This is a genomic window from Vibrio toranzoniae (assembly GCF_024347655.1).
Lineage (GTDB): Bacteria > Pseudomonadota > Gammaproteobacteria > Enterobacterales > Vibrionaceae > Vibrio > Vibrio toranzoniae.
Window position 1 is genome coordinate 1,418,508 of sequence record NZ_AP025514.1, and the last position, 22,936, is coordinate 1,441,443.

General features: G+C 42.5%; 20 protein-coding genes. 6 read left to right on the forward strand and 14 right to left on the reverse strand.

The window, feature by feature from the left end; genetic code table 11:
* Positions 1-18: 18 nt before the first annotated feature.
* The gene (locus OCU50_RS06155; protein WP_060467624.1) at positions 19-1,422 is read right to left on the reverse strand and encodes a methyl-accepting chemotaxis protein; all 1,404 of its coding nucleotides are present in this window, start codon (positions 1,420-1,422) and stop codon (positions 19-21) included.
* A gap of 88 nt (positions 1,423-1,510) precedes the next feature.
* Here OCU50_RS06155 and yccX point away from each other — a divergent pair, with 88 nt between their 5' ends.
* On the forward strand, positions 1,511-1,798 hold the full coding sequence (gene yccX / locus OCU50_RS06160; RefSeq protein ID WP_060467625.1) for an acylphosphatase: 288 nt from the start codon (positions 1,511-1,513) through the stop codon (positions 1,796-1,798).
* A 52-nt stretch (positions 1,799-1,850) separates the two neighbouring features.
* Here the strand turns inward: yccX and OCU50_RS06165 are convergent, their stop codons facing one another.
* The 6 genes from OCU50_RS06165 to OCU50_RS06190 form a co-directional block, all read right to left on the reverse strand.
* Complete coding sequence (locus tag OCU50_RS06165) at positions 1,851-2,180, reverse strand: TusE/DsrC/DsvC family sulfur relay protein (RefSeq protein WP_060467626.1); 330 nt, start codon at positions 2,178-2,180, stop codon at positions 1,851-1,853.
* A 179-nt stretch (positions 2,181-2,359) separates the two neighbouring features.
* Positions 2,360-3,025 (reverse strand): Bax inhibitor-1/YccA family protein, encoded by a 666-nt coding sequence (locus tag OCU50_RS06170; protein WP_017057206.1) that lies wholly within the window; start codon positions 3,023-3,025, stop codon positions 2,360-2,362.
* 285 nt (positions 3,026-3,310) lie between these two features.
* Complete coding sequence (locus OCU50_RS06175) at positions 3,311-4,075, reverse strand: amino acid ABC transporter ATP-binding protein (RefSeq protein WP_060467627.1); 765 nt, start codon at positions 4,073-4,075, stop codon at positions 3,311-3,313.
* A 22-nt stretch (positions 4,076-4,097) separates the two neighbouring features.
* A complete protein-coding gene (locus OCU50_RS06180) occupies positions 4,098-5,195 on the reverse strand; it encodes an amino acid ABC transporter permease (RefSeq protein WP_060467628.1) in 1,098 nt (365 codons plus the stop codon).
* A gap of 1 nt (position 5,196) precedes the next feature.
* Entirely contained in the window at positions 5,197-6,402 is a 1,206-nt protein-coding gene (locus tag OCU50_RS06185) for an amino acid ABC transporter permease (protein WP_046224342.1), read from the reverse strand.
* Between the two features lie 71 nt (positions 6,403-6,473).
* On the reverse strand, positions 6,474-7,502 hold the full coding sequence (locus OCU50_RS06190; protein WP_060467629.1) for an amino acid ABC transporter substrate-binding protein: 1,029 nt from the start codon (positions 7,500-7,502) through the stop codon (positions 6,474-6,476).
* A gap of 484 nt (positions 7,503-7,986) precedes the next feature.
* Between OCU50_RS06190 and OCU50_RS06195 the strand changes: the two genes are divergently transcribed.
* On the forward strand, positions 7,987-8,928 hold the full coding sequence (locus tag OCU50_RS06195; protein ID WP_060467630.1) for a precorrin-2 dehydrogenase/sirohydrochlorin ferrochelatase family protein: 942 nt from the start codon (positions 7,987-7,989) through the stop codon (positions 8,926-8,928).
* Positions 8,929-9,112: 184 nt separating this feature from the next.
* Here the strand turns inward: OCU50_RS06195 and OCU50_RS06200 are convergent, their stop codons facing one another.
* Entirely contained in the window at positions 9,113-9,595 is a 483-nt protein-coding gene (locus OCU50_RS06200; protein ID WP_060467631.1) for a YajQ family cyclic di-GMP-binding protein, read from the reverse strand.
* A 12-nt stretch (positions 9,596-9,607) separates the two neighbouring features.
* Positions 9,608-10,666 carry a 3-deoxy-7-phosphoheptulonate synthase gene (locus OCU50_RS06205; protein WP_060467632.1) on the reverse strand — a complete coding sequence of 353 codons (1,059 nt, stop codon included), beginning with the start codon at positions 10,664-10,666 and terminating at the stop codon, positions 9,608-9,610.
* Between the two features lie 206 nt (positions 10,667-10,872).
* Between OCU50_RS06205 and OCU50_RS06210 the strand changes: the two genes are divergently transcribed.
* Both OCU50_RS06210 and OCU50_RS06215 read left to right on the forward strand, forming a co-directional pair.
* Entirely contained in the window at positions 10,873-11,760 is an 888-nt protein-coding gene (locus OCU50_RS06210; RefSeq protein WP_046224338.1) for a putative PEP-binding protein, read from the forward strand.
* Between the two features lie 159 nt (positions 11,761-11,919).
* Positions 11,920-12,405 (forward strand): PaaI family thioesterase, encoded by a 486-nt coding sequence (locus tag OCU50_RS06215; RefSeq protein WP_046224337.1) that lies wholly within the window; start codon positions 11,920-11,922, stop codon positions 12,403-12,405.
* Positions 12,406-12,511: 106 nt separating this feature from the next.
* Here OCU50_RS06215 and OCU50_RS06220 read toward each other — a convergent pair whose 3' ends face one another.
* The gene (locus OCU50_RS06220; RefSeq protein WP_046224336.1) at positions 12,512-13,867 is read right to left on the reverse strand and encodes a hypothetical protein; all 1,356 of its coding nucleotides are present in this window, start codon (positions 13,865-13,867) and stop codon (positions 12,512-12,514) included.
* 28 nt (positions 13,868-13,895) lie between these two features.
* On the opposite strand from OCU50_RS06220, the gene OCU50_RS06225 reads away from it, so the two are divergent.
* On the forward strand, positions 13,896-14,804 hold the full coding sequence (locus OCU50_RS06225) for a CvfB family protein (protein ID WP_082710325.1): 909 nt from the start codon (positions 13,896-13,898) through the stop codon (positions 14,802-14,804).
* A gap of 84 nt (positions 14,805-14,888) precedes the next feature.
* Here the strand turns inward: OCU50_RS06225 and rsmF are convergent, their stop codons facing one another.
* The 4 genes from rsmF to OCU50_RS06245 all read right to left on the reverse strand — a co-directional run bounded on the left by rsmF (position 14,889) and on the right by OCU50_RS06245 (position 22,261).
* The gene (gene rsmF, locus OCU50_RS06230) at positions 14,889-16,310 is read right to left on the reverse strand and encodes a 16S rRNA (cytosine(1407)-C(5))-methyltransferase RsmF (RefSeq protein WP_060467633.1); all 1,422 of its coding nucleotides are present in this window, start codon (positions 16,308-16,310) and stop codon (positions 14,889-14,891) included.
* Positions 16,311-16,458: 148 nt separating this feature from the next.
* Positions 16,459-19,116: an MlaD family protein gene (locus OCU50_RS06235; protein ID WP_060467634.1), complete on the reverse strand. Its 2,658-nt coding sequence runs from the start codon at positions 19,114-19,116 to the stop codon at positions 16,459-16,461.
* Entirely contained in the window at positions 19,103-20,398 is a 1,296-nt protein-coding gene (locus OCU50_RS06240; RefSeq protein WP_060467635.1) for a paraquat-inducible protein A, read from the reverse strand. Before OCU50_RS06240 ends, OCU50_RS06235 begins: the two co-directional genes overlap by 14 nt.
* Before the next feature lie 66 nt (positions 20,399-20,464).
* Positions 20,465-22,261 carry an ABC transporter ATP-binding protein gene (locus OCU50_RS06245; protein WP_060467636.1) on the reverse strand — a complete coding sequence of 599 codons (1,797 nt, stop codon included), beginning with the start codon at positions 22,259-22,261 and terminating at the stop codon, positions 20,465-20,467.
* Positions 22,262-22,350: 89 nt separating this feature from the next.
* On the opposite strand from OCU50_RS06245, the gene OCU50_RS06250 reads away from it, so the two are divergent.
* Positions 22,351-22,842 (forward strand): GAF domain-containing protein, encoded by a 492-nt coding sequence (locus OCU50_RS06250; RefSeq protein WP_060467637.1) that lies wholly within the window; start codon positions 22,351-22,353, stop codon positions 22,840-22,842.
* Positions 22,843-22,936 lie beyond the last annotated feature (94 nt).

Genomic DNA, 22,936 nt, shown 5'->3' on the forward strand with positions numbered 1-22,936 from the left:
ATAAAACTTATATCAATGCTACGCCTTAAGACCTGTCAGTAAGCCTTCCATTGTATCGCTCTGCTTGCGCAGTTGATCAACATTGGAGTTACTCTTGCTTATCATATCGCAGATGCTGTCTGATTGATGACGAATTTCTTCGACACTTTGAGCTATGTTATCTGCAACAGCACCTTGTTCTTCCGCGGCAGTAGCTATTTGTGTGCTACTGTCTGAAATTGATTGATTCTTTTCCGCTAAAGAGTCGATCTCAACATTCACTTCTGACATTAATGTTTGACCTTCATTAGCGTTGTTAACCGTTACTTCCATCAATTTTGTGAGTGATTGGCTGTTACGTTGTAATGATTCAATCATGCTTTGGATTTCAACCGTCGCTTGCTGTGTTCTTCCTGCAAGAGCACGAACTTCATCGGCAACAACTGCAAAACCACGTCCTTGTTCACCAGCACGAGCAGCTTCAATAGCGGCATTCAACGCGAGTAGGTTAGTTTGTTCTGAAATACCATTGATGGTTGTTACTACTTCATCGATCTGTGCTGCGTTAGCGTCAAGTTCTTCTACCGCTTGTGAGGCGGATTGAATCTCTCGAGATAGACTAGAGATAGATTGCAAAGTATTAGAAACCTTCACTTGACCGTTCTGGGCAACGCCACGAGCATCCATCGTTTGAGAGCTTGAGTCGTGCGCAAGAGTCGCGACTTCACGAATCGTCGCCGCCATTTGTTCGGTTGCACTTGCTAGGCTATTCAGGTGCTCTTGTTGATTGCCTGAAATGTCTGAGCTTTGCTGTGTTGACTGATTTAAATCCGAGCTGATCTGCTGCATGAGTGCCACAGATTCTTGGATTGACTGAACCATGTTTTGTTCACGCTCAGCTACCTTGTCGATAGTAATGGCAATTTCACTGAATTCATCACGGACCAAGAAGTAGTTCATACGGTAAGTTAAGTCTCCGTTCGCAAGTGTGTTCAGCGCTTTGTTTATCGAGAACATGGCACCGCCAATGAAGGTCATGATGTAGTAAACACCCAATGCGATCAGCGTTAGCGTCACCGCGATGATAGAGACTTGAGTGGTAGATAGCGCAGACCAAAGATTTTGATCGTGGTTTGCCACTAAATTAAACGCACCGTTCATGACTGAAACAGAACCTGCTCCGTAGCCTAAAGAGATGGTCTCTGAATTACTAACAAGTTGGGCAACTTGATCTTTCGTGAGTTGACCCGCTTCAATAAGTCCTTTCATCAAGAGCATTTCTTCTTGATAAAGGTGAGCCAGCAATGAATTCGCTGCACTATCTAAAACGAGAGTTAATATAACAAGAGCAAGAAGAGGTAATAAGAAGAGTAGATAGAACTTTTCTTGGATTTTTAGGTGAATGAGATATTTGTCAATCCAACGAAATGGGATTTCTTTCATAATCGTTATACTCGAAGTAAGTCCACCAATAAGCGGTGAATGAATAGAAGCTCGACTATATCATTCATATAATTTATGAGGCAACGTTATGGAAAGTTCACAATATATTTTTGTCGTGTCAGGCGTAGTTCAGTGTGTTGGTTTTCGATATCACACCAGCAGACAAGCGCAAGCTTTGAGTATTTCAGGTTACGCTAAGAACCTAAATGATGGCCGAGTAGAAGTATTAGCGGTTGGAGAGGCTGAACACATTGAGAAGCTATACGAATGGCTAAAAACCGGCCCTAAGAGTGCGGTAGTTGATGGTGTAGCAAAACATCAAGTCGGAGAGAAAGAACGACAAAACGTACGTGCCGGGGAGTTTAAAATACTGTAGCTCAGTCACTACAGTATTTATATTCAGGAATGACCTATAAGCGGGTTGATCTTTACAAGCACTTCGCTGGTTTAGGTAGACCCGCCAGTTTAGTCGCTTGCTTCGCTGGGCCTTTCTTGAATAGCTTGAATAGGTACTTGCTGTTGCCTTTTTCTGGGCCGTGCGCCTTTTCCATCGCTTTAACTAGCATGCGAACCGCTGGAGAGGTGTTGAACTCTTCGTAAAAGTTCCTCACAAAGTGTACGACTTCTAAGTGCGCATCAGTAAGCTCAATAGCTTCGTCTTGAGCAAGAACCTCAATCATACCTTCTTCCCATTGTGTGTAGTCTAATAGGTAGCCTTGAGCGTCGGTTTCGATTTGCTTGCCGTTATATTCAAACATGTTTAATCCAGAATCCAGTTAACTATCCAGATAGGGTAATGACCAAGTTTATTTTTCTCAATAGATTTATAGCGATCTCCAGAAATATTGCAGCTATCTAAAGAATTCTGATGCTGATAGATACAAAAAAGCCCAAGAGCTAGGCTCTTGGGCTAGATACCCTTCAGTTATGGGAGTGATTAGTCGTCGCTACCCATGATGCCTAGAATGCTTAGTAGGCTGATGAAGATGTTGTAGATTGATACGTACAAGCTGATCGTTGCTGAGATGTAGTTAGTCTCACCGCCACGAATGATGTTTTGCGTTGTAAGCAAGATAACACCAGTCGAGAATAGGATGAACATACCGCTCATTGCCAATGATAGTAGAGGCATTTGTAGGAAGATGTTTGCAACCATACCTACAAGTAGTACCACGAAACCAGCTAGTAGCATGCCGTTAAGGAATGACAAGTCACGCTTAGTAGTAAGAGCGTAAGCTGAAGCACCCATAAATGCTAATGCGGTACCGCCAAGTGCAGTTAGGATGACATCACCCATGCCTGCTCCGACGTACATATTTAGGATTGGACCGATGGTGTAGCCTAAGAAACCTGTAAATAGGAATGTGAAGACTAGACCCATGCTGTTGTCACGGTTCTTCTCAGTTAAGAAAAGTAGGCCGTAGAAGCCAACTAGCATGATGATAAGACCAGGGCGAGGAAGGTTCATCGCCATCGATACGCCTGCTACAACAGCAGACCAAAGTAGTGTCATAGACAGTAGAGCGTAGGTGTTACGCAACACTTTATTGGTTTGCAGAGCACTTTCTTGAGATGCTGTGCGTGAAAACATAGGGCTGTTCATAATCTTCCTCGTAAGGTGACTTCAATAGTTATTAGTACATTTATGGGGGTGAAAGTTCGAAAAATCAAGTCTTTCATTCCTCTTGTATACGTAAAATAATAATCAAAATAGTCGGTTAAGTGTTTCTTAAGGTGTAACAAAGTATTTCTTAACCTGTAATTAAGTGCTGCTAAGATCCGTCGTTCAACCTTTTATAGTCAATTATTTATAATTTAAAAACATCTATAACTTGAAAAAATAAAGAGGCGATCTAAGCCGCCTCTGTAGTTTATGCATCATAACACATTAATGGTGTAGGATTTGGCTTAAGAAGTTCTGCGTTCTGTCTGACTGTGGGTTTTCAAAGAAATCGACAGGGTTGTTTTCTTCTATGATCTCGCCTGCATCCATGAAGATAACGCGATCTGCGACTTCTTTAGCAAAGCCCATTTCGTGTGTTACACACAACATGGTCATGCCTTCTTCCGCAAGCTCTACCATAACGTCTAACACTTCACGAACCATTTCTGGATCGAGTGCCGACGTTGGTTCATCAAACAGCATGACTTGAGGGTTCATACACAAAGAACGAGCGATAGCTACACGTTGTTGCTGACCACCCGAAAGCTGGCCTGGGAATTTATCCGCTTGCTCTGGGATTTTTACACGTTCTAGGTACTTCATTGCTATCGCTTCGGCTTCGTCTTTAGGCATCTTCTTGACCCAAATAGGAGCTAAAGTACAGTTTTCTAGAACTGTCAAGTGTGGGAAGAGGTTGAAGTGCTGGAAACACATGCCGACATCTCTGCGTACGGCTTCGATGTTTTTCAAATCTTCAGTCAATTCATTCCCTGAAACAAAGATATCGCCTTTTTGGTGTTCTTCCAATCGGTTAATGCAACGGATCATCGTTGATTTACCAGATCCTGAAGGACCACAAATGACGATTTTCTCACCTTTTTTAACTTCTAGATTGATGTTCTTAAGTACGTGGAATTCACCGTACCATTTATTCATGTCTTTCAACTCGATCATAAGACCTTGAGAGTTGTTTTCTGTCTGCTGCGTCATAATACGTCCTTGATCTTGTTAATTATCGTTTGTGGCCGGTGTGAAGTCTGTTTTCTAACCATATCGAATATCTCGACATGCCAAAACAAAACACCCAGAACACTAACGCGACAAATACATAACTTTCTGTTGAATACCCAAGCCATTCAGGGTCGGTATTCGCGGCTTGGCCAATTCCTAGTACGTCAAACATACCGATAATTAAGACAAGACTCGTATCTTTAAATAACCCAATGAAGGTATTAACGATTGAAGGGATTGTAATTTTTAATGCTTGAGGAAGGATAATTAATCCCGTCTTCTTCCAATAGCTAAGGCCAAGTGCGTCTGCGGCTTCATATTGCCCTTTTGGTATGGCTTGTAAACCGCCTCTAACTACTTCTGCCATATACGCTGAACTGAATAAAACGACACCGATTAAAGCTCGAATCAATTTGTCTGTTTCAGTTCCTTCAGAGAGGAAAAGCGGAAGCATTACTGAGGCCATGAATAGAACCGTAATTAGCGGTACGCCACGCCAAATTTCGATATAAACAGTACACATACTGCGGATTATTGGCATCTCGGAGCGTCGTCCTAGTGCTAAAGCCACGCCAATTGGCAATGAAACAACGATGCCGACGAGAGCAATGATTAGCGTAACTAGTAATCCTCCCCATTTATGTGTGTCTACGACTTCTAGGCCGAAAACACCACCATATAACAAACCTGCGATAAGGAATGGGTAAATGTTTACAAAGAAAAGCCAAATCCAAGTACGCTTAGGTGTTTTTTCGTAAGCGAGTAAAGCAACAAATATGGCTAGCGTGATATAGAAAAGTTGAGGCCGCCAAAGTTCTGCTTCAGGGTAGAAGCCAAACATGAACTGATCCCAGCGAACACTAATGAAAACCCAACAAGCCCCTTCACTTGTGCAAGCATCACGTGTTGTTCCTATCCAATCGGCACTAATGAATGCCCAGTCAGCAATTGCCCACAACAGAGTAAAAGCGAAGTAAGCAAGGACAATAGTGACTACGCTGTTAATGGGGCCATTAAATAGATTTTTTCTTAACCAACCGACAGGTCCAACGGTATTCGCTGGAGGCGGAAGATCTGGTTGAAATTGATGTGTACTCATCTTATCTCTCCACCAACGCTACTTTGCGGTTGTATATATTCATTACAGCTGACGTTAACAGACTTAAGGTCAAGTAGACGCCCATAGTCATTGCGATTACTTCAATCGCTTGCCCGGTTTGGTTCAAAGTTGTACCTGCGAAAACAGAAACAAGGTCTGGATAACCAATTGCCATGGCTAGTGACGAGTTTTTGGTCAGATTTAGATATTGACTGGTTAATGGTGGGATAATAATTCTTAACGCTTGAGGAATGATGACAAGCTTAAGAGTACGAGAGCGAGGAATACCAAGGGACATAGCTGCTTCAGTTTGACCGTGACTTACAGCATTGATACCTGATCGTACAATCTCTGCTATAAAAGAAGCTGTATAAATACTTAAGGCAAGCATTAATGCAGCAAGTTCTGGAATTATGCTAATGCCACCTTTAAAGTTAAAACCTTTAAGTTCCGGATATTCGGCCGAAATAGGCATGCCCATAATAAAATATGTCACCAGTGGTAAACCAATAATTAGAGCCATTGCAACGCGTCCCATCGGTGTTTGTTGACCGGTGAGTTTTTGTCTGTTGTTAGCCCAGATATTGATAAAAAATGTGGCAATAATACCAGCAATAAACGCGGTGATAACAATACTACTACCTTGTTCAAAGATAGGCGCAGGAAAATACAAACCACGAACGTTAAGGAAAATCGCTTCACCCAAACTCATACTTTGACGAGTCGACGGAAGAGCTTGAAGCACTGCGAAATACCAAAAAAAGATCTGTAAAAGAAGGGGAATATTTCGAAATATTTCTATGTAAACAGCGGCAAAGCGACTTACTAACCAATTCGAAGAAAGTCGCGCAATGCCCATACTAAAACCAATGACAGTGGCTAATATGATGCCAAGAATAGATACAAGTGCCGTGTTAAGTAAACCCACGAAGAAAGTTCTGCCATAAGAGAACGTTTCATCGTATTCGATAAGTGTTAGGCCAATACCAAAACCAGCTTCTTGGGATAAAAAGTCAAAACCAGTGGCAATGCCACGGGCGTCTAAGTTCGTGAGCGTGTTATTTACAATGGTATAAATTAACGCTGTAAGAGCTCCAACAGCAAGGACTTGGAACACAACAGAGCGGAACGTCGGGTTGTAAAGAAGGTTGGCACTCTTTGCTTTCGGCTTCGCTTGAGATGGCGAAGGAGTTTCGTTAGGTTTCATACTGCTATAACCTCAAATCCATTTAATAAAGAGGGCGGAAACCTCCGCCCTAATTGATGTTTATAATCTTATTAACGGATTGGTGGAGCGTACATAAAGCCGCCCGCATTCCATAGTGCATTTACACCGCGAGAAATCTGAAGTGGAGAGCCCGTACCTACAGTGCGCTCAAAGCTCTCACCGTAGTTACCAACTTGCTTAATTACTTGGTAACCCCAGTCATCACGAATGCCAAGACCTTTGCCTTTAGGACCATCTACACCAAGAATACGCTTGATGTTTGGATCTTTTGACTTAAGCATTTCATCTGCATTTTTAGAAGAAATACCGTACTCTTCAGCATTAATCATCGTAGAAAGAGTCCACTTAGCTACGTTAAACCACTTGTCGTCATCTTGGCGAACAACAGGACCTAGTGGTTCTTTTGAGATGATTTCAGGAAGTACTTGCGCAGACTTTGGATCTGCTAAATTCAAACGAAGTGCGTAAAGGCCAGATTGGTCAGTGGTAAGCGCATCACAGCGACCAGCATCGAAACCTTTAGAAGTTTGAGCGGCGGTATCAAATACTACAGGCTTGTAAGACATACCACTATTTCGGAAGTAATCAGCTAGGTTAAGTTCGGTTGTTGTACCTGACTGAACACACACCGAAGCGCCATCAAGTTCTCGAGCACTCTTAAGACCCAACTCTTTTTTCACCATAAAGCCTTGACCGTCGTAGTAGTTAACACCGACAAAATTTAGACCTAAAGCGGTATCACGATGCAGCGTCCATGTCGTGTTACGAGATAGTACGTCTATTTCACCAGACTGAAGGGCAGTGAAACGCTCTTTTGCAGTTAGGGGGACATACTTAACTTTAGTTTTATCTCCGAGTACAGCCGCTGCAAGAGCTTGACAATACTCAACATCGATTCCTTCCCATTCACCTTTTGAGTTAGGGTTAGAGAAACCTGGAAGACCCGTACTTACGCCACAAGTTAAAAAACCTTGAGATGTGACTTTGTCCAGTGTGCTTTCTGCTGCTGATGCTGATGTTGCCATAAGCGCAGTTGATGCAGCGACTACTGAAGCAAGAAGTGTTAGTTTATTTGTCATTTGTATCCTTCCTTGTTAACCAGGTGACACCTGATACTCGTGCTCGTTTGAGTTTTTCTAGCTGTATTGCTTTTTCTTCTGTGACCTTGTTGTTCAAATCAAGAAAATTGCATTATGCAAATAGAGCTATGTGTGATTTAAACAACTATTCATAAGGTTAGGAAAGGATTCGTAGTTTCACAAATGTATAATTTAAAAAGAATTTTGAAAGAAACCACAAATCCCAACACAATTAGGATGACTAAATGTTAATTAAATGTAAATAGTGCAACGGTTCACACTGTTGGTGCAACGAGATTTAGATTTTAATATTGATAATCATGTAGATAAATATTCTTAATTGAACTATTAACGATGAAATATAAACCTTTAAAAAGATTGAAATTTGGTCAATAAATATTTTTATTACACTTTGATAGTTATTAATATGCTCCAAATTTGGTAGCATGGCTGAATAGTTATTGCAGTACTCTCAAGGAAGAACATGCGTTATTTTCCAATGTTTCTGGATGTAGAAAATAAGCCAATTTTAGTGGTTGGTGGGGGTGAGGTTGCTTGCCGAAAAGTAGATAGCTTATTAAGAGCAGGGGCTAATGTGACTTTGGTGTCTCCCAAGGTTGCACCTTACTTAAAGCAGCTAGTTGACGAGAGTAAGCTTCACTGGGTTCAAAATTTTTACTCGTCACACATTCTTTCGAAAGACTACCTGCAGGTATGGGCCACTACAGATAATCCGAGCCTGAATCATCAAGTATATAATGATGCGAAAAAACTCGGTGTTTTAGTCAATGTGGTTGATGATTTGCCTTACTGTGATTTTATCACTCCATCAATGGTTAATCGTGGGAGAGTTCAGATTGCGATCTCAAGTGGTGGTGCGTCACCTGTTTTGGTGAGAAATATTAGAGAAAAACTCGAAACGGTGCTTCCTCAGAACATCGGTTTAATCGCAGATTTTGGTGCATCAAAACGTAATTCGATAAAAGAATCTCTTCCTACCGTTGATGATCGTCGCAAATTTTGGGAGCGATTCTTGTCATCCAGCCTTATCGAGCAGGTGGCTGACAGGGATCAGTTAGAGTCATACTACCAACAAGCGTTAGCTGAGGGCATTGATAGCGAAGGTCAAGTAACCTGGGTTGAATTCGGGCAAGATGTAGAGTTACTACCGATGAAGGCCTTACGTTTGATGCAAGAGGCAGAGTTAGTGCTTTCCTCGAGCGATTGTCCATTCGAGTTTATTGACCTGTGCCGTCGAGATGCAGAAAGAGAAGGTTATGTTAACAGCGGAGAGTTATCTACCAAACTTGAGAAAGCAAGAGTCGATAGATTGCGAGTGTGTGTTTTTATTCCACCAGCAAGCGTTGAATTTAACCTGTTAGTCGGTAAAGACCTAAAACTTTCTTCTGCTAAAATACTCAGTTGAGGTGAGAGCTTTCTAGTTACTTAAAATCAGCTGGGAGGCTCCAATTAAAATAATCACACAAGTAAAAAGCCACTTCCCATAAGGAAGTGGCTTTTTGATATTTTAAACACCATACTTTGCTGTTTAATCAAGAACAAACAAAGGGTGAATAGCAAACAAAATCCGTTGGATATAACCAGTGTGATTAGTCGCGGAAGTTATCAAACTGGAAAGGTTGACCAAGTTCACCGTTACGAACAAGTGCCATAACCGCTTGTAGGTCATCACGCTTCTTACCTGTAACACGAACTTTTTCGCCTTGGATAGCCGCTTGAACCTTAACTTTGTTGTCTTTGATTAGCTTAACGATTTTCTTAGCAACATCGGTTTCGATACCTTGCTTGAAGATAACCGTTTGGTGCCAAGTGCGACCTGTTTGGTCTGCAGCCTTTGCTTCCATCGCGTTAGGATCAACATTACGCTTTGTTAGGTTGCTACGAAGGATATCGCGCATTTGCTTCAGTTGGAAATCGTCTTGAGCAGTCAGTTTTACCGACTCATCTTTGTAATCAAAGCTAGCCTCTACACCACGGAAATCGAAACGAGTCGATAGTTCACGGTTAGCATTGTCTACAGCGTTGCGTAGTTCTACTGATTCTACTTCAGAGATAATGTCAAATGATGGCATTGTGTTGTGTCCTTAAGCTAAATTTCTATCTTTAATTGCCGTTGCAAGCATGTCTAGCATTGTTGCGGTATCTTCCCAGCTTAGGCATGGGTCAGTGATAGACTTGCCGTATTCTAGGTTATTGATATCTGTCATTGGCTGGTTGCCTTCAACAATGAAGCTTTCCGCCATGATGCCTGCAATTTGATTCTTGTTAGATTTTATCTGTTCACAAATATCTTGCGCAACCTCTAACTGTTTACGGTGCTGCTTTTGACAGTTTGCGTGGCTAAAGTCTACAACTAAGCGCTGAGGCAGATCGAACTCGGCAAGTTGCTTACATGCACTATCTACAGATTCAGCATCGAAGTTAGGGCCTTTATCACCACCACGTAGAATAATATGACCATATGGGTTACCAGCAGTACGATAAACTGTCATGCGGCCATTCTTGTCTGGTGAGTAGAAGTAGTGGGAAGCGTGTGCAGCACGAATCGCATCAATAGCAATCTTGATATTGCCGTTCGTTGCGTTTTTAAAACCCACAGGGCAAGAAAGTGCAGAAGCCATTTCACGGTGAATCTGAGATTCAGTCGTACGAGCGCCGATTGCGCCCCAAGTTATAAGGTCTGCAATATATTGACCAGTGATCATATCAAGGAATTCAGTCGCAGTAGCAAGGCCAAGCTTATTGATATCAAGTAGAAGTTTGCGAGCTTTGTTTAAGCCTGTTTCAAGTGCGTATGAGCCATCAAGATTGGGATCGGTAATCAAACCTTTCCAACCGACAACAGTACGCGGCTTCTCGAAGTAGGTTCTCATTACAACGAACAATTCATCTTTGTATTGCTCTTGAATCTGACTTAGGCGCTCAGCGTAGTCAAGTGCGGCTTCTGTGTCGTGAACAGAGCAAGGGCCGACGATAACTAATAGGCGGTTATCACGACCCGTTAGGATATCTTCGATTTGGCGGCGAGAATTTTTAATGCGCTCAGCAACGTCGTCAGTAATAGGGTGTGCATTGCCTAATTCGGCAGGAGTTGGCATAGGACCCAGAGCTTGGGTTCTCAACTCATCAGTTTTTAATGGCATGTGATAGTTTTTTATTCTATTGCGAAGTGGTTAAGATAACGGAATTGAACAGAGGAATAAACTCTCTAAGTCAAAGTTATCTCTGTTATTGCTAATATTCTTATTTTTATCCGTGGGCCAATGCTAAATAAGGGATTTTCACTTGTATTAACAGGCAGCTATCGGTACTTTCGTTTGAACACAACATAAAAAATGCTGGAGCAGCAATGACTCAAAAAAATCAAAGCACTTTGCACCCAGAACTTGTTTTAGGCGATGTGCTGCCTTCTTATAACGATAATCATAATTCCAATCACTTATACGTTTCACTATCTGAACTGGTCATGGAGCGTGTTTTTTATCATCCAAGCATAGGGTCTCACTTTGAAACACTTTCTGACATCGAGAAAACATCGCTAAATGCCATTCTTGGTGATAAGAGTGTCGATGAACATTTTGTCTCAACACTCGTTATAGCGATTCAAGCTGCAGTTCAACCCCATCACAAGACGGTACGTATTGCTTTGAGCGACGCAGATAGTTACAGTTTTCGCTCTTTGTTGGGCGGGAATTGCGAAACAGAAGAAATTAACCCAGCGCTTGGTATTCGTGGTGTAGGTCGCTACGCAACACAAGAATACAGTAAGGCATTCGCACTTGAGTGTCAGGTAATCAAAACGTTGCGAGAGCAGGGCATTAACGTTGAAATCGTTGCTCCTTACGTTCGTGCATTAAGTGATGCTGCTAAGATTATCGATTTACTTGCCGAACAAGGGCTACCTCGTGGGTTGAATGGCTTGAAAGTGTTGTTTTCGTGCGATGTGCCATCAGCTGTAATTTTGAGTGAACGATTATTGCATTACTTTGATGGCACGGTAGTGAATATCGATAGTTTAGCGTCTTTCACTTTAGGTGTAGATAAGCAAAATGAAGCACAACAACATGCCTTTGATCCCCAGAACGAAGCGGTTATTACCTTATTGGACATGATTGTTAAAGCAACGCTTCATGTTAAGAAACCAGTATTGCTAGTGACTCAAGGGTTGGTAGATTATCCTCGATTACAAGGTTACATTGCCGATCTTGAAGGTGTTGATACGGTTGTTACCGCATAATTAATAAGCCCAGCGATATAAGTTGGCTTGAAGCGTTAATGCTTCAAGAATGAAAGAGATATTATCGTTAGATGATATCTCTTTTTTGTAACATTTTTTTGACATTGCTATCTTGAGTCTATTAACTGGTCAGATGACTAATAGTGCTAGGTGACTTGGATGCTAACTAATCTACAAAAAGCTAATCTCTACTTAACTATGTTTGGTATGTTTAAAGTGCCGTTAATTTGGTTATGTAGGCCGAAGTTACTCGCTCTTGATGATCAGCATGTCGAGCTTAAGATTCCTCTCAAAAGAAGAACTAAGAACCACTTAAATAGTATGTATTTTGGTGTACTAGCAGTGGGAGCTGATGTCGCGGGAGGCTTTCTTGCTATGAGTAAATCCCAGCAGCAAGGAGAGAAGATTTCTCTGGCGTTTAAAGAGGTAACAGGCAACTTTTTGAAACGCCCTGAAGGTGATGTACATTTCACGTGTAATGACGGTGAGCTCATCAATACTATGTTAGCCGAAACGATTTCGACTGGAGCGCGTGTTAACCAACCCGTGACTATTATCGCTACCTGTCCATCTTTGCATGGTGATGAACCGATGGCCGAGTTTCAGTTAACACTTTCTATTAAGAAAGTGCATGCTGGAAAATAGCTTGAAAGTAGAAGGTTATCTTGGAGCAGAGAGTCGGTTGAAATAGGAGATAACATTCGAATAGGAAGAGCGGTATGTGATTTTAATACCCACATACCGTATAACACTATGACTCTTGAGTGATTTGCTCTATATCAACAATTTTTGAGCGGTTCATTACGATTTTCCAACGGTAATATGTTGGATCACTATCGTGGTTGTTCTCTTTGATGATCAGGTTAAGAAGGTGGCGCTTTTCAACGGATTCTCGGCTGACTTGCCCCTCATTCAAGCGATAAATCTTATTTGAACTCTTGTCCATCAAACGTGTCAGTGCTCTTAGGCTGATAGAAAGCGTTTCACGAGTCTCCTCGTAACCACTCATAAATGTCGATGTCGACATTTCTGTGTGCGAACGATAATGTAATACCTGCTCTTCACGCTGCACAACCCGTCTCTTACGGAGCAATTGAATGCGATCAGCTAACTTAGAAAAGTTTGCGTAATCTAACCATTCAAGCTTATGGCCGACTAATTTATTGGTAGTTGGGTCAAAGTAGCGACGTTTCCATCTCGGCTTGCCTTTACGAAGCCAACGCCAAAGGATATCCCTTAAGTCATCTTTGAATATCTCGCGTAAAGCATAGATGAATGACATAGACACAATGAAAGAAGCAGTAATCTCCCCCAGGAAATCACGAGCCAATATGACGGTTGTGGTAACCACTACCATGACTAAACCTGTAGCTATCCCTTTAACGGCACGCTTTACGTTTTTACCCAGTGATGTGGTCTTCTCTTTGAGAACAATAGGGTGCTCAATCAAGCGGCGCAGTAAGCGCATTTTGTTACTCAGGCGAGTAACGTCTTCTCGCACCTTGGCTGAGTTATAACGATTGAGTTGACGGTGAGCCGTTTCCTTATCACAGAGTATTAAGAGACGCTCTTTGATCGTGGAATATTCACTACCGCGTGGCATGTGTGAAACCAGTGATAAGAATTTTTGCTCGGTGTACCAAGAGAGGTAGTTATCAATGTTTTCGTAGTAACGTTTGAGGTTTTCTTCATAAGGAATACTTCGACGAAGCTTCTTCAAAATATCCAACGCTAACTCAATGACTTCGTCGACTTCATCAGCCGTTACATTGTCACTATCAGTTTTATTTAAACTACTGACTGCTTTATCTAAAGCGATGACATATTGATACGCAAACAAACTCAAACTTACACGATATTGTGTGGTGGACAAGCGTCTGCGTTTTGCCAAACGGCTGTGTACCAGTGGCAAGAGTGTTTTATCACTGTAGTAAGCTCGTTGCTGAGTAATTGAACTGTAAAAGAAGGCACTTTCAGACAGTACTTCTGGCGTCAGTCCGAGTTCACCGGGGATGAATAGATAAACGTCCATGTCGAGCTTCTTTGTCTTAGCCATTGCATGGTTAATTTTAAGTGTTATCGCATCTTGTTTATCGACGGTGATCAACGATGTCTCCTAGAATATAAAAATATGAATGAAACTAGCGAAAGCATATCAGAGATCACGTATAATCTCCGCCAAATTTAAAGTAGAGACAATCTTGATGATTAATATTGGTCAAATAAACAATTTAGAAGTAGTAAAACAAGCAGAGTTCGGCGTATTCCTTGATGCTAGTGACTATGGAACTGTGTTGCTTCCGAAACGGTTTACTCCTGAAGGTGTGGAAATTGGTCAAAAACTAGATGTTTTCTTATACATTGACTCTGACAACCAGATTGCGGCAACCACAGAAAAGCCTATTGCTCAAGTGGGTCAGTTTGGCTTGATGACTGTCGAAGGTGTCAACAGCACTGGTGCATTCATGAGTTGGGGCGTGAAAGGTAAAGACCTACTGGTTCCTTTCAGTGAGCAACGTGGCCGCTTAAACGAAGGTCAATCAATCTTAGTATATGTGTATATCGATAAAGCATCTAGCCGTATTGTAGGTACAACGAAGTTCAATAAGTGGTTAGACAATACACCTGCTACTTATAAGCAAAACGAGCAAGTGGATCTGATTATCGCTGAACGCACCCAATTGGGTTACAAAGCGATCGTGAATGGTGAACACTGGGGCATGATTTTCCCATCGGAGATTATCGGTAAGTTGTTCATTGGTAAAATGTTGAAAGGTTACATCAAAAACGTTCGTGAAGAAGATGGGAAAATCGATCTGTCACTTCAGAAGATTGGTGTGGAGAAAATGGATGATCTAAGTATTAAGGTTCTTGATCTGCTTGAGAAGAAAGGCGGTTACTTGCCTTTGAATGATAAGTCTTCTCCTGAGGTTATTTTCTCTGCATTTAGAACCAGTAAAGGTACTTTTAAGAAGACAATTGGTGGTTTGTACAAATCTGGTAAAATCACTATCGACAAAGAAGGTATCAGCTTAGTGAAATAAGCGACCCTCTCGGTCAAAAAAAGCCCAAACAATTAATGTTGTTTGGGCTTTTTGTTTATCAATGTGTATTCAGCTCGCAAGCTTTTAGAAAAGGTTCTTATCGCGCACTAGCTCGCGGGGTAAACCGTTCTTCACTCGGTTACCAACCCACTTGCCAAGGCCGATGATTGCACCATTGTACTTCACTAATACTTCGCCTTTACCTGACCAGCCTTCCGGGCGAACATCGCGTCCCATGAACCATTCACGAGCATCTTCAATTTTTAACTCTACAACATTAGATTCGTTGCCCGTCGCGAGGGTGGTTGCTACTTGATGTTGCCAGCGGTAACCCTTTTTATGGGTTTCAGCTATCTTGATGCCCATACGAGAGAAACGGAATTCGCCAATCATCGGCTCTAATGCTTTAGGAAATAGCCAAACGTCTTTTTCACGAGTCCATACCTGAGTGTCACTTGGTAGTTCGATCTCGAGTGAGTTCAGTAGTTGTTCTACGATTTCTTGTTGGGTCTTCTTTGACGCTTTTTCGAATGGGAATTTACCCATACGCTTTTTCACTTCTGGTGGAGTAACAGACGCTAATTTACGGATACGTGCAACAAAGAAACCTTCCGAGTCATACACTTGTGGGAAGATGTGTAGAAAACCTTCTTCTGTCGTGGTTGCTTTTGCATTGTCGAATAGTGACTCCAGAGATTCGAATTCAACCGCGTCACCAAAGGTCTCTTTTAGGTGATGACACACTTGCTGGTTCTCTTCCGTGCTTAACGTACACGTTGAGTAAACCAGAACCCCATTAGGCTTAAGGGCGTGGAATGCGCTCTCAATCAGGTCTTTTTGGGTATCCGCGATGTCGACTACAGATTGATACGTCCAGTTCTTCATCGCATCAGCGTCTTTACGAATAGTTCCTTCGCCAGAGCAGGGCGCGTCTAACAGTACGGCATCAAACTGTTCTGGTAACCAACCACCGAAAACTCGCCCATCAAAATTGCTCAATGCTGTATTACGCACACCACAACGTTCGATGTTGGCGTGAAGGACTTTCACACGGCTTGCGGCGTATTCATTAGCAACCAACACACCTCGGTTATCCATTAAGGCCGCAATTTGAGTTGTTTTAGACCCTGGTGCAGCCGCGGTGTCTAGCACGGCTTGATAATTCTCTTCACCTTGGAATAGAGCTGAAGGAGGCATCATAGAACTGGCTTCTTGGATGTAGAAAAGACCAGACATGTGCTCCGCCGTATTACCTAATGGTGTTTCACTTTCATCGGCTGTGATCCAAAAACCCGTATAGCACCAAGGCACAGGCTCCAGTTCCCAACTCTTATCTTTAGCACGTATGAGGAAGTCTTCAACACTAACTTTCAGGGTGTTGACTCGAATACTTTTACGAAGTGGTTTTTGGCATGACGCAACAAAAGAAGCCATATCTAGATGACTAGGCATGATTGCTTCGATGTGCGTTAGGAATTCTTCTGGAATATATACGTTAGCGTGCAAAAGAGCATCTCGATTTATTGCATTTAATACGGGGAGTTTAAAGCAAAATGAGGTTGCTCTAAACTATATTTACCGGAAACAATCAAAATGCAGCCTACAGGCTGCATTTTGATGAAGAATTAATCTTAGCGCTGTTCTACGGACAACGTTACGGGCGAGGAATCGCCGTTCTCCATGATTTCCAACCGTCTTCTGCGTGAGGATACAAGTAGAAAGATTGATCTTCGCTTGCGATCGGCTGGAGTTCACTCGTTGGCGGAGTGGAAAATGTAATGCCGCCTCTTAATAAACTGTCTACCGTACCGGCTTTAATGTTTGCGCCTGATAATCCAATAGACACATCGACGCCCGACACGTTCCAGAACACGGTGTTTGCGCGAATTAAATAGGCGTAATCAGGCTCAATTTGAATTGTAGAGATGATGCGGTCAGCAAACTCACCCAACTGGACATCGATGACACTACCTATTTCTAACTCTCGGAATAGGATAGGTGTGCCTTCAGAGACCGAGCCTCTCGTTTCGCTTTGTAGCTGGAATATCTTTCCTTCAGGCTGCACTGGGCCTTTGCTTAGATTGAATTTCGTGTTTCTTTCACCTTTTCCCGGCTCTACGTTGATGTGCTTAGAGAGCAGCGCAGAGACGTTTTTGATGCCGTTAAGGCCGATCTCTGGTTCTGCCAACCAAAAGTGACTGTTCGCCACGGCAATTTTGTCTACATATTCAGGTAAGATACGCGCGGTAATTTCAATGCCTCCCTTATTGAAGTTCGGAATTACCAACGTAACCTCACCAACAGTGACACCTTGATATTTAATCGCCATGCCCTTGCTGACTTCTTGATCGCCAGAAGAGGTGATAGTAATAGCACGGCCAAATTTTCTGGCGGATTTGGAATCTTTGTAAAGCTTCCATACATCACCCAGTTTGTTGTCGATACCTGGCAGTGAGTCAAAGGCTATACCGCCCTGAAGGAGGGTTTTAACCGGTGCAGCTTTAATACTAATACCTGAAAGAGAAGCGTCGACCTCAACGCCTGAGCGATTCCAGAAAACGGTGTGTTTATTAAGCAAATGCGTGTAACGATTTTCGATCGTAACTTTGATTCTTACGCCACCATCAGCAAGCTGAAAATCAGAAATGCTACCCACTTGTAAATTACGGTAGAGAAGCGGACTGCCTTTAGATATTGAAGGCAATTCACTCGCGAACAACGAAAGAGTTTTGGAGCCAGACTGATTAAATTTAGCAATTTCGGCTAGAGACTTACTTTGAAAAAGCTGGTAGTCAGATCGAGCTTCAGGTTTACCTTCGCTCACAAAACTAATTGAGCCAGTAAGTAGCTGTTTTGCTGGTGGAACCGTAACACTGAAGCCGGATTCGGTTAGCTCTGCAGTGGCACTGCCTGTGACGAAGAAACGATTGTGGCTTTTGATAAGGTGCGCGTATTCATTATCGATTAATGCATCCATGAATACTTCGTGCTTATCAGAGCTCGTACCAACACCATCGACTAATCCTACTTGGATGATAGAGCCGACGGCAATACCTTTGTAAAGTAGTTGAGCGCCCACATCTAAGCCAAATGAATTGTTTGACGTCAGGCGAATTGCCACTGATTTCTCTTGTTCTTGGCTGTATTCGGTTTTACGAATAGCGGTAAATCGACGCGCTTTTTTGCCTTCTCCAGGTACTAAGGTCAAGAAATTACCTGTCACTAAGTTGGCGATGTTTTTCATGCCAGTAAGAGATAGTTCGGCTTCTTCAAGAACGAATTTACTGCCACTATTTAAGAAATCGCTGAATGCTGGTTGTATTGCCGCAGATGCAACAACGTTTTCACGACCTTCACTCAAGGACAAGTCGGTAACTTGACCGATTTCAATACCTCGGTACATGATAGGAGCACCCGTCGAACTGATCTTGTTGTCATCAGGTACCGCGATCTTTATTGAGATACCACGTCCTGCAGTCTTTAAATCAGGATAGAGTTTGAACTTGGTGTTCATTTTGACGGGTTGGCCGTCTCCTGGAGAATCGACCGCAATAGAACCACCAAGAAGGGCACTCAAGCTTTCTAAGCGAACGTCAACACCAGAAAAACCAATACTGGCGCCTAAGCCGCTCACGTTCCAAAAGCGGCTTTGGTCTGTGATGATATGGCTATACTCATCTTTGATCGCAGCTTGAATGGTGACAGATTTGGCATTTTTATTGAGTTGGTAATTGTAGACCTCGCCAATTGGGATTTTTCGGTACACGATCTGAGAACCAACAGATACACCACCAAGATCTTCTGTCGTTAGTGAGATATTCAGTCCTTCTGATGCTAATAAATCTGAAGGGGAAGAGTCTAATGCGTAAAACACGGTTTCTGGCTCTTCTTTTGTTTCACTAGGGTGAATCGCGATATAGTTGCCTGAAACTAGCGCGTCTAAACCCGATATACCCGACAAGCTCGCTGTTGGCTTCACCAACCAGAAACGAGTGCCTTTTGATAAGAGTTGTTGTGCTTCAGGGTAAATGTCGGCATCGACGTAAATGCTAGACAAATCCTTGGATAGAGTTATGTCTCGCACCATACCCACCTCTAAACCTTGGTAGCGAATAGTGGTTCGACCTGCCACTAAGCCAGCAGCATCCGAGAAGTAAATTTGCACACGTTGTCCTGCATCGTGTATTGACTTCATGACCAGCCAACCAGCCAGAACGACGGTTAAAATTGGTAGAATCCATAAAGGAGAAATACCTTTATTTTTTCTCACTTCTGGTGAATATGATGTTTGTGATTGGTTATCGTTGTTCATTCACTGACTCATCTTTAGAGGTGTAGTTATCCCAAATTAGCCTAGGATCTAAACTTTCGGCTGCTAACATCGTAAGCACGACAACGAAGCCAAAAGCGATAGCACCATAACCTGGTGTAAAGTTTAAAATTTGTCCACGGTCGATCAAGGTCATCATGATCGAAATGACGAATAAGTCCATTACGGACCATTTACCCACCCATTTTACTATGAAATAAATCGTCATACGCTGCCTGTGGTAGACCGCGCGTTTCATTTGGATACAAATTAAGATGTAAGTGAGGCCGAGTATTTTGGCAACTGGCACTACGATACTTGCAATAAATATGATCGCGGCGATGCCATACATATCACTATTAACTAAAGACGCAACTCCAGAAATAATGGTGTCTTCAAGCCTTTGGCCGTTCGTTATAAGTATCGATATCGGGATAATGTTGGCCGGTATAATTGCGATTGTAGCCGCGAATAACAGTGACCAAGTCTTGTATATAGAGTAGGGCTTGCGATGATATAAGGCGTGGTGACACCGTACGCACACATGTCCATCAGGTTGAGACATGTGGCAGTTGTGGCAATGAACTTTCTTACTGTCAGGGAAAGAGTAGTCCGACTCTTTAGTCCACGCTTCCCAGTAGCGTCGAACGCTGATACGACTTACCAGTAAGACACTGAACAGTTGCAATAAGAGCAAACCTGCCAAGCCTGGGCCGACAAATATGTCTGAATAATCTTGGAGCTTGAAGCATGAGACCGCCACACTCACTAAAAATACATCTAACATCATCCAATGTTTAAGGGTTTGGACAATAGTGAGTGCGTAACGAAACGGAGTGAAAAGTCTGAAGCGAAGCGATAAGTGGGTGACCAGAACAGAGCAGCAGACAAGTAAAGGAGCAATAGAACTACAGAATAGGATAAGTAAGCCAAGTAAAGGGAAGCCTTCGCTCATCAACGTAAATACACCGGATGGCAGAGTCGCAGGTATCATTACTCCAATCAGACGGATACTAATGAAATCAAAAAAGTGAGAGGGGATAAATAGCAGCAAGCACGTGAGAGCAATAGCTAAATTTCCAGAGAGACTTGGTGTTCCACCACGATATAACTGAGTGCCACATCTTGGACAATACGCTGATTTCCCTTGTGATATCTCCACTTTATCAACAGGAAGCTCGCAGCCTTGGCACAGTCTTACGTCACTGTTATCGCACAAGTGTTTACTTAATAGATGGCCTGTCGTTGGCCTATCTGATGATGGATTGTTGGTAGAGGAGGTCACATGACCTCCGAAGTTAGAACGTAAGTCAGGCCATTAACCTGACTTAAATGTATAGGGCCGCGTACATCAGGCGTGCGATTGCACACTGCCATAAAGTGTTTGATATAGTCCTTGTTGTTCAACCAATTCACCATGTGTTCCCGTCTGTGTGACTTGCCCATCTTCTAAAACATAGATTAGATCGGCCTGTTTCACCGCTGATAATCGATGAGCCACTATCAAAGTTGTGCGATCTTTCAAAAACTCGCTTAGCGCTTTATGCAGCGCTGACTCTGTTGCTGTATCGAGTGCAGATGTCGCCTCATCAAGAATAACAAACTTGGGGTTACTCAGTACCATGCGGGCGATTGCTAAGCGCTGTCGTTGACCGCCAGACAGTCGAACGCCATTCCTACCAATTGGAGTATCCAAACCATTATTCAGTTGCTTGATAACATCTTGCATTTGAGCGACTTCAAGTGCACGCCACAGTGACATTTCGTCGTATTCTGCACCAAGGGTCAGATTATGCCTTAATGTATCGTTAAAGAGTATAGGTTGCTGTAAAACAACGGCAATTTGATTGCGAATCACATCAAAGCTGATGTCGTCGCTCGTTTCACCGTTATAGCGTATACAGCCAGAGTCCGCTTGATAAACCCCAATTAACAACTGGATCAACGTTGATTTACCACCACCACTGGCACCCACCAAAGCGACTTTCTTACCAGCCGGAATACGCAGTGATAGTTTATTTAAAACAGTGTTTTCTAACGTGTAAGAGAAGGTAACGTTTTCGATGTCGACTGTCACTTCCTCATGTTCATTAAACGGGTTTACTTTACTAATCGGACGTTTTTCTTCCTCTAACATCAAAAGCTCATTGATACGATGTAATGCTGCTTTCGCGCTATACCAAGAGAATTGAATCCCTAATAACTCCTGCACAGGGCCCAGCATGAACCATAAATAGCCGAATACCGCAAAAATTTGACCGATAGTTAGGTCGCTAAATAGCACCATCAGCATCGCGACTGCGCGGAACAGTTCAAAACCTAGTAGAAAGAGTAAGAATGATAAACGACCAGCGGCTTCAGACTGCCACGCGTATTTGTCCGCATCGACTCTTACTTGGTTAGCTTGGGCCTTAAGTTCGTCTAAGAAAATACGCTCTTTATTAGCAGCGCGAAGTTGATAGATGCCGTCTAACGTTTCAACCAACCGATTCTGAAAGCGTTCGAAAGATTGATTCTCGTACTTTTTAAGGTGTTTAACCTTACTGCCTAGTTTACGAGAAAAGTAAATGACAACAGGATTGACCAGTAATATAAACAAGCCAAGACGCCAATCGAGCCACAATAGAACCATCGCAGTCCCTAATACCGTCAAAAAGCTGATCAGAAACTTAGACAGGGTAGAACCAATGAACTGATCGATAGTTTCTATATCTGTTATTAAGTGGGCGTTAATACCGCCGCTGCCTCTAGTTTCGTATTGTCTAATACTGATACGACCAAGCTTATCTATCATCTTACTGCGCATCTGATAGGTGATCGTTTTGGATACCAGTGTAAACTGACGTCCTTGTAGAATATTCAGCGTTTGGCTTGCCGTACGCATGATAATGACTAACAGTAAAGTCAGGGCGATATAGCCAGTCGGTGTCTGTAGCGATGAGGGAAGTAGGTGGTTCATCATTTCTAAGCCAGAAGCGGGCTTATCAAGCAAAACTTCGTCGACCATGAGTGGCATTAGCAAAGGGATAGGAACGCTAATGAGAGTTGCAAAAATGGCAATAATGTTAGCAAACAGTAATTTGGACTTGTGTTTTTTTACTTGAGTTATTAACCAAGAACGGCTAATAGTGTCTTCTGAATTGTTCATTGTAATGAGAATAAGTCCTATTTGGTTTAATGGCCGCATTTTACTGCGTTCTCTTGATAATGGAAGTCTCAATTTAATTGGAAGTTAATATGAAAATAGAACATTACCAACGCTTAACCAAACAAGCTGTTGCATTAATTGAATCAGAAACCGATCTTATTGCTAATCTAGCCAATATCAGCTCATTATTATTCATGGAATTGGATGATCTGAACTGGGCGGGTTTCTATTTAATGAAGCAAACCCCATCTGAGGCACAAGGTGAACTTATACTAGGTCCATTCCAAGGTCAGCCAGCGTGTGTTCGAATTCCAGTAGGGCGTGGTGTATGTGGAACTGCGGTTGCGACAAATACAGTCCAACGTATTCATGATGTTCATGAGTTCGAAGGACATATTGCTTGTGATGCTGCAAGTAACTCAGAAATCGTAATTCCGTTCTCGATTGGTGGAAAAGTCGCGGGCGTTCTAGATATCGATAGCCCAAATGTTGGCCGTTTCTCTCAAATCGACGAGGATGGATTGACATTTTTTATGGAAGAAGTGGAAAAGCTGCTTAATTCGCACGCGAACAAGGTATAAATTATTCTCTTACTGTGGTTTTTCCCAAGCATCTCTTTATAATACGTAAAAATATTTTCTTAATGCTCGCGGAAAACCGCAAAAACCAGGAACC

Excerpts from the sequence above, each read along its gene's own strand:
- OCU50_RS06155 (WP_060467624.1), bottom strand. The coding sequence starts at position 1,422 with ATGAAAGAAATCCCATTTCGTTGGATTGACAAATATCTCATTCACCTA.
- yccX (WP_060467625.1), top strand. The coding sequence starts at position 1,511 with ATGGAAAGTTCACAATATATTTTTGTCGTGTCAGGCGTAGTTCAGTGT.
- OCU50_RS06165 (WP_060467626.1), bottom strand. The coding sequence starts at position 2,180 with ATGTTTGAATATAACGGCAAGCAAATCGAAACCGACGCTCAAGGCTAC.
- OCU50_RS06170 (WP_017057206.1), bottom strand. The coding sequence starts at position 3,025 with ATGAACAGCCCTATGTTTTCACGCACAGCATCTCAAGAAAGTGCTCTG.
- OCU50_RS06175 (WP_060467627.1), bottom strand. The coding sequence starts at position 4,075 with ATGACGCAGCAGACAGAAAACAACTCTCAAGGTCTTATGATCGAGTTG.
- OCU50_RS06180 (WP_060467628.1), bottom strand. The coding sequence starts at position 5,195 with ATGAGTACACATCAATTTCAACCAGATCTTCCGCCTCCAGCGAATACC.
- OCU50_RS06185 (WP_046224342.1), bottom strand. The coding sequence starts at position 6,402 with ATGAAACCTAACGAAACTCCTTCGCCATCTCAAGCGAAGCCGAAAGCA.
- OCU50_RS06190 (WP_060467629.1), bottom strand. The coding sequence starts at position 7,502 with ATGACAAATAAACTAACACTTCTTGCTTCAGTAGTCGCTGCATCAACT.
- OCU50_RS06195 (WP_060467630.1), top strand. The coding sequence starts at position 7,987 with ATGCGTTATTTTCCAATGTTTCTGGATGTAGAAAATAAGCCAATTTTA.
- OCU50_RS06200 (WP_060467631.1), bottom strand. The coding sequence starts at position 9,595 with ATGCCATCATTTGACATTATCTCTGAAGTAGAATCAGTAGAACTACGC.
- OCU50_RS06205 (WP_060467632.1), bottom strand. The coding sequence starts at position 10,666 with ATGCCATTAAAAACTGATGAGTTGAGAACCCAAGCTCTGGGTCCTATG.
- OCU50_RS06210 (WP_046224338.1), top strand. The coding sequence starts at position 10,873 with ATGACTCAAAAAAATCAAAGCACTTTGCACCCAGAACTTGTTTTAGGC.
- OCU50_RS06215 (WP_046224337.1), top strand. The coding sequence starts at position 11,920 with ATGCTAACTAATCTACAAAAAGCTAATCTCTACTTAACTATGTTTGGT.
- OCU50_RS06225 (WP_082710325.1), top strand. The coding sequence starts at position 13,896 with ATGAAACTAGCGAAAGCATATCAGAGATCACGTATAATCTCCGCCAAA.
- OCU50_RS06235 (WP_060467634.1), bottom strand. The coding sequence starts at position 19,116 with ATGAACAACGATAACCAATCACAAACATCATATTCACCAGAAGTGAGA.
- OCU50_RS06245 (WP_060467636.1), bottom strand. The coding sequence starts at position 22,261 with ATGAACAATTCAGAAGACACTATTAGCCGTTCTTGGTTAATAACTCAA.
- OCU50_RS06250 (WP_060467637.1), top strand. The coding sequence starts at position 22,351 with ATGAAAATAGAACATTACCAACGCTTAACCAAACAAGCTGTTGCATTA.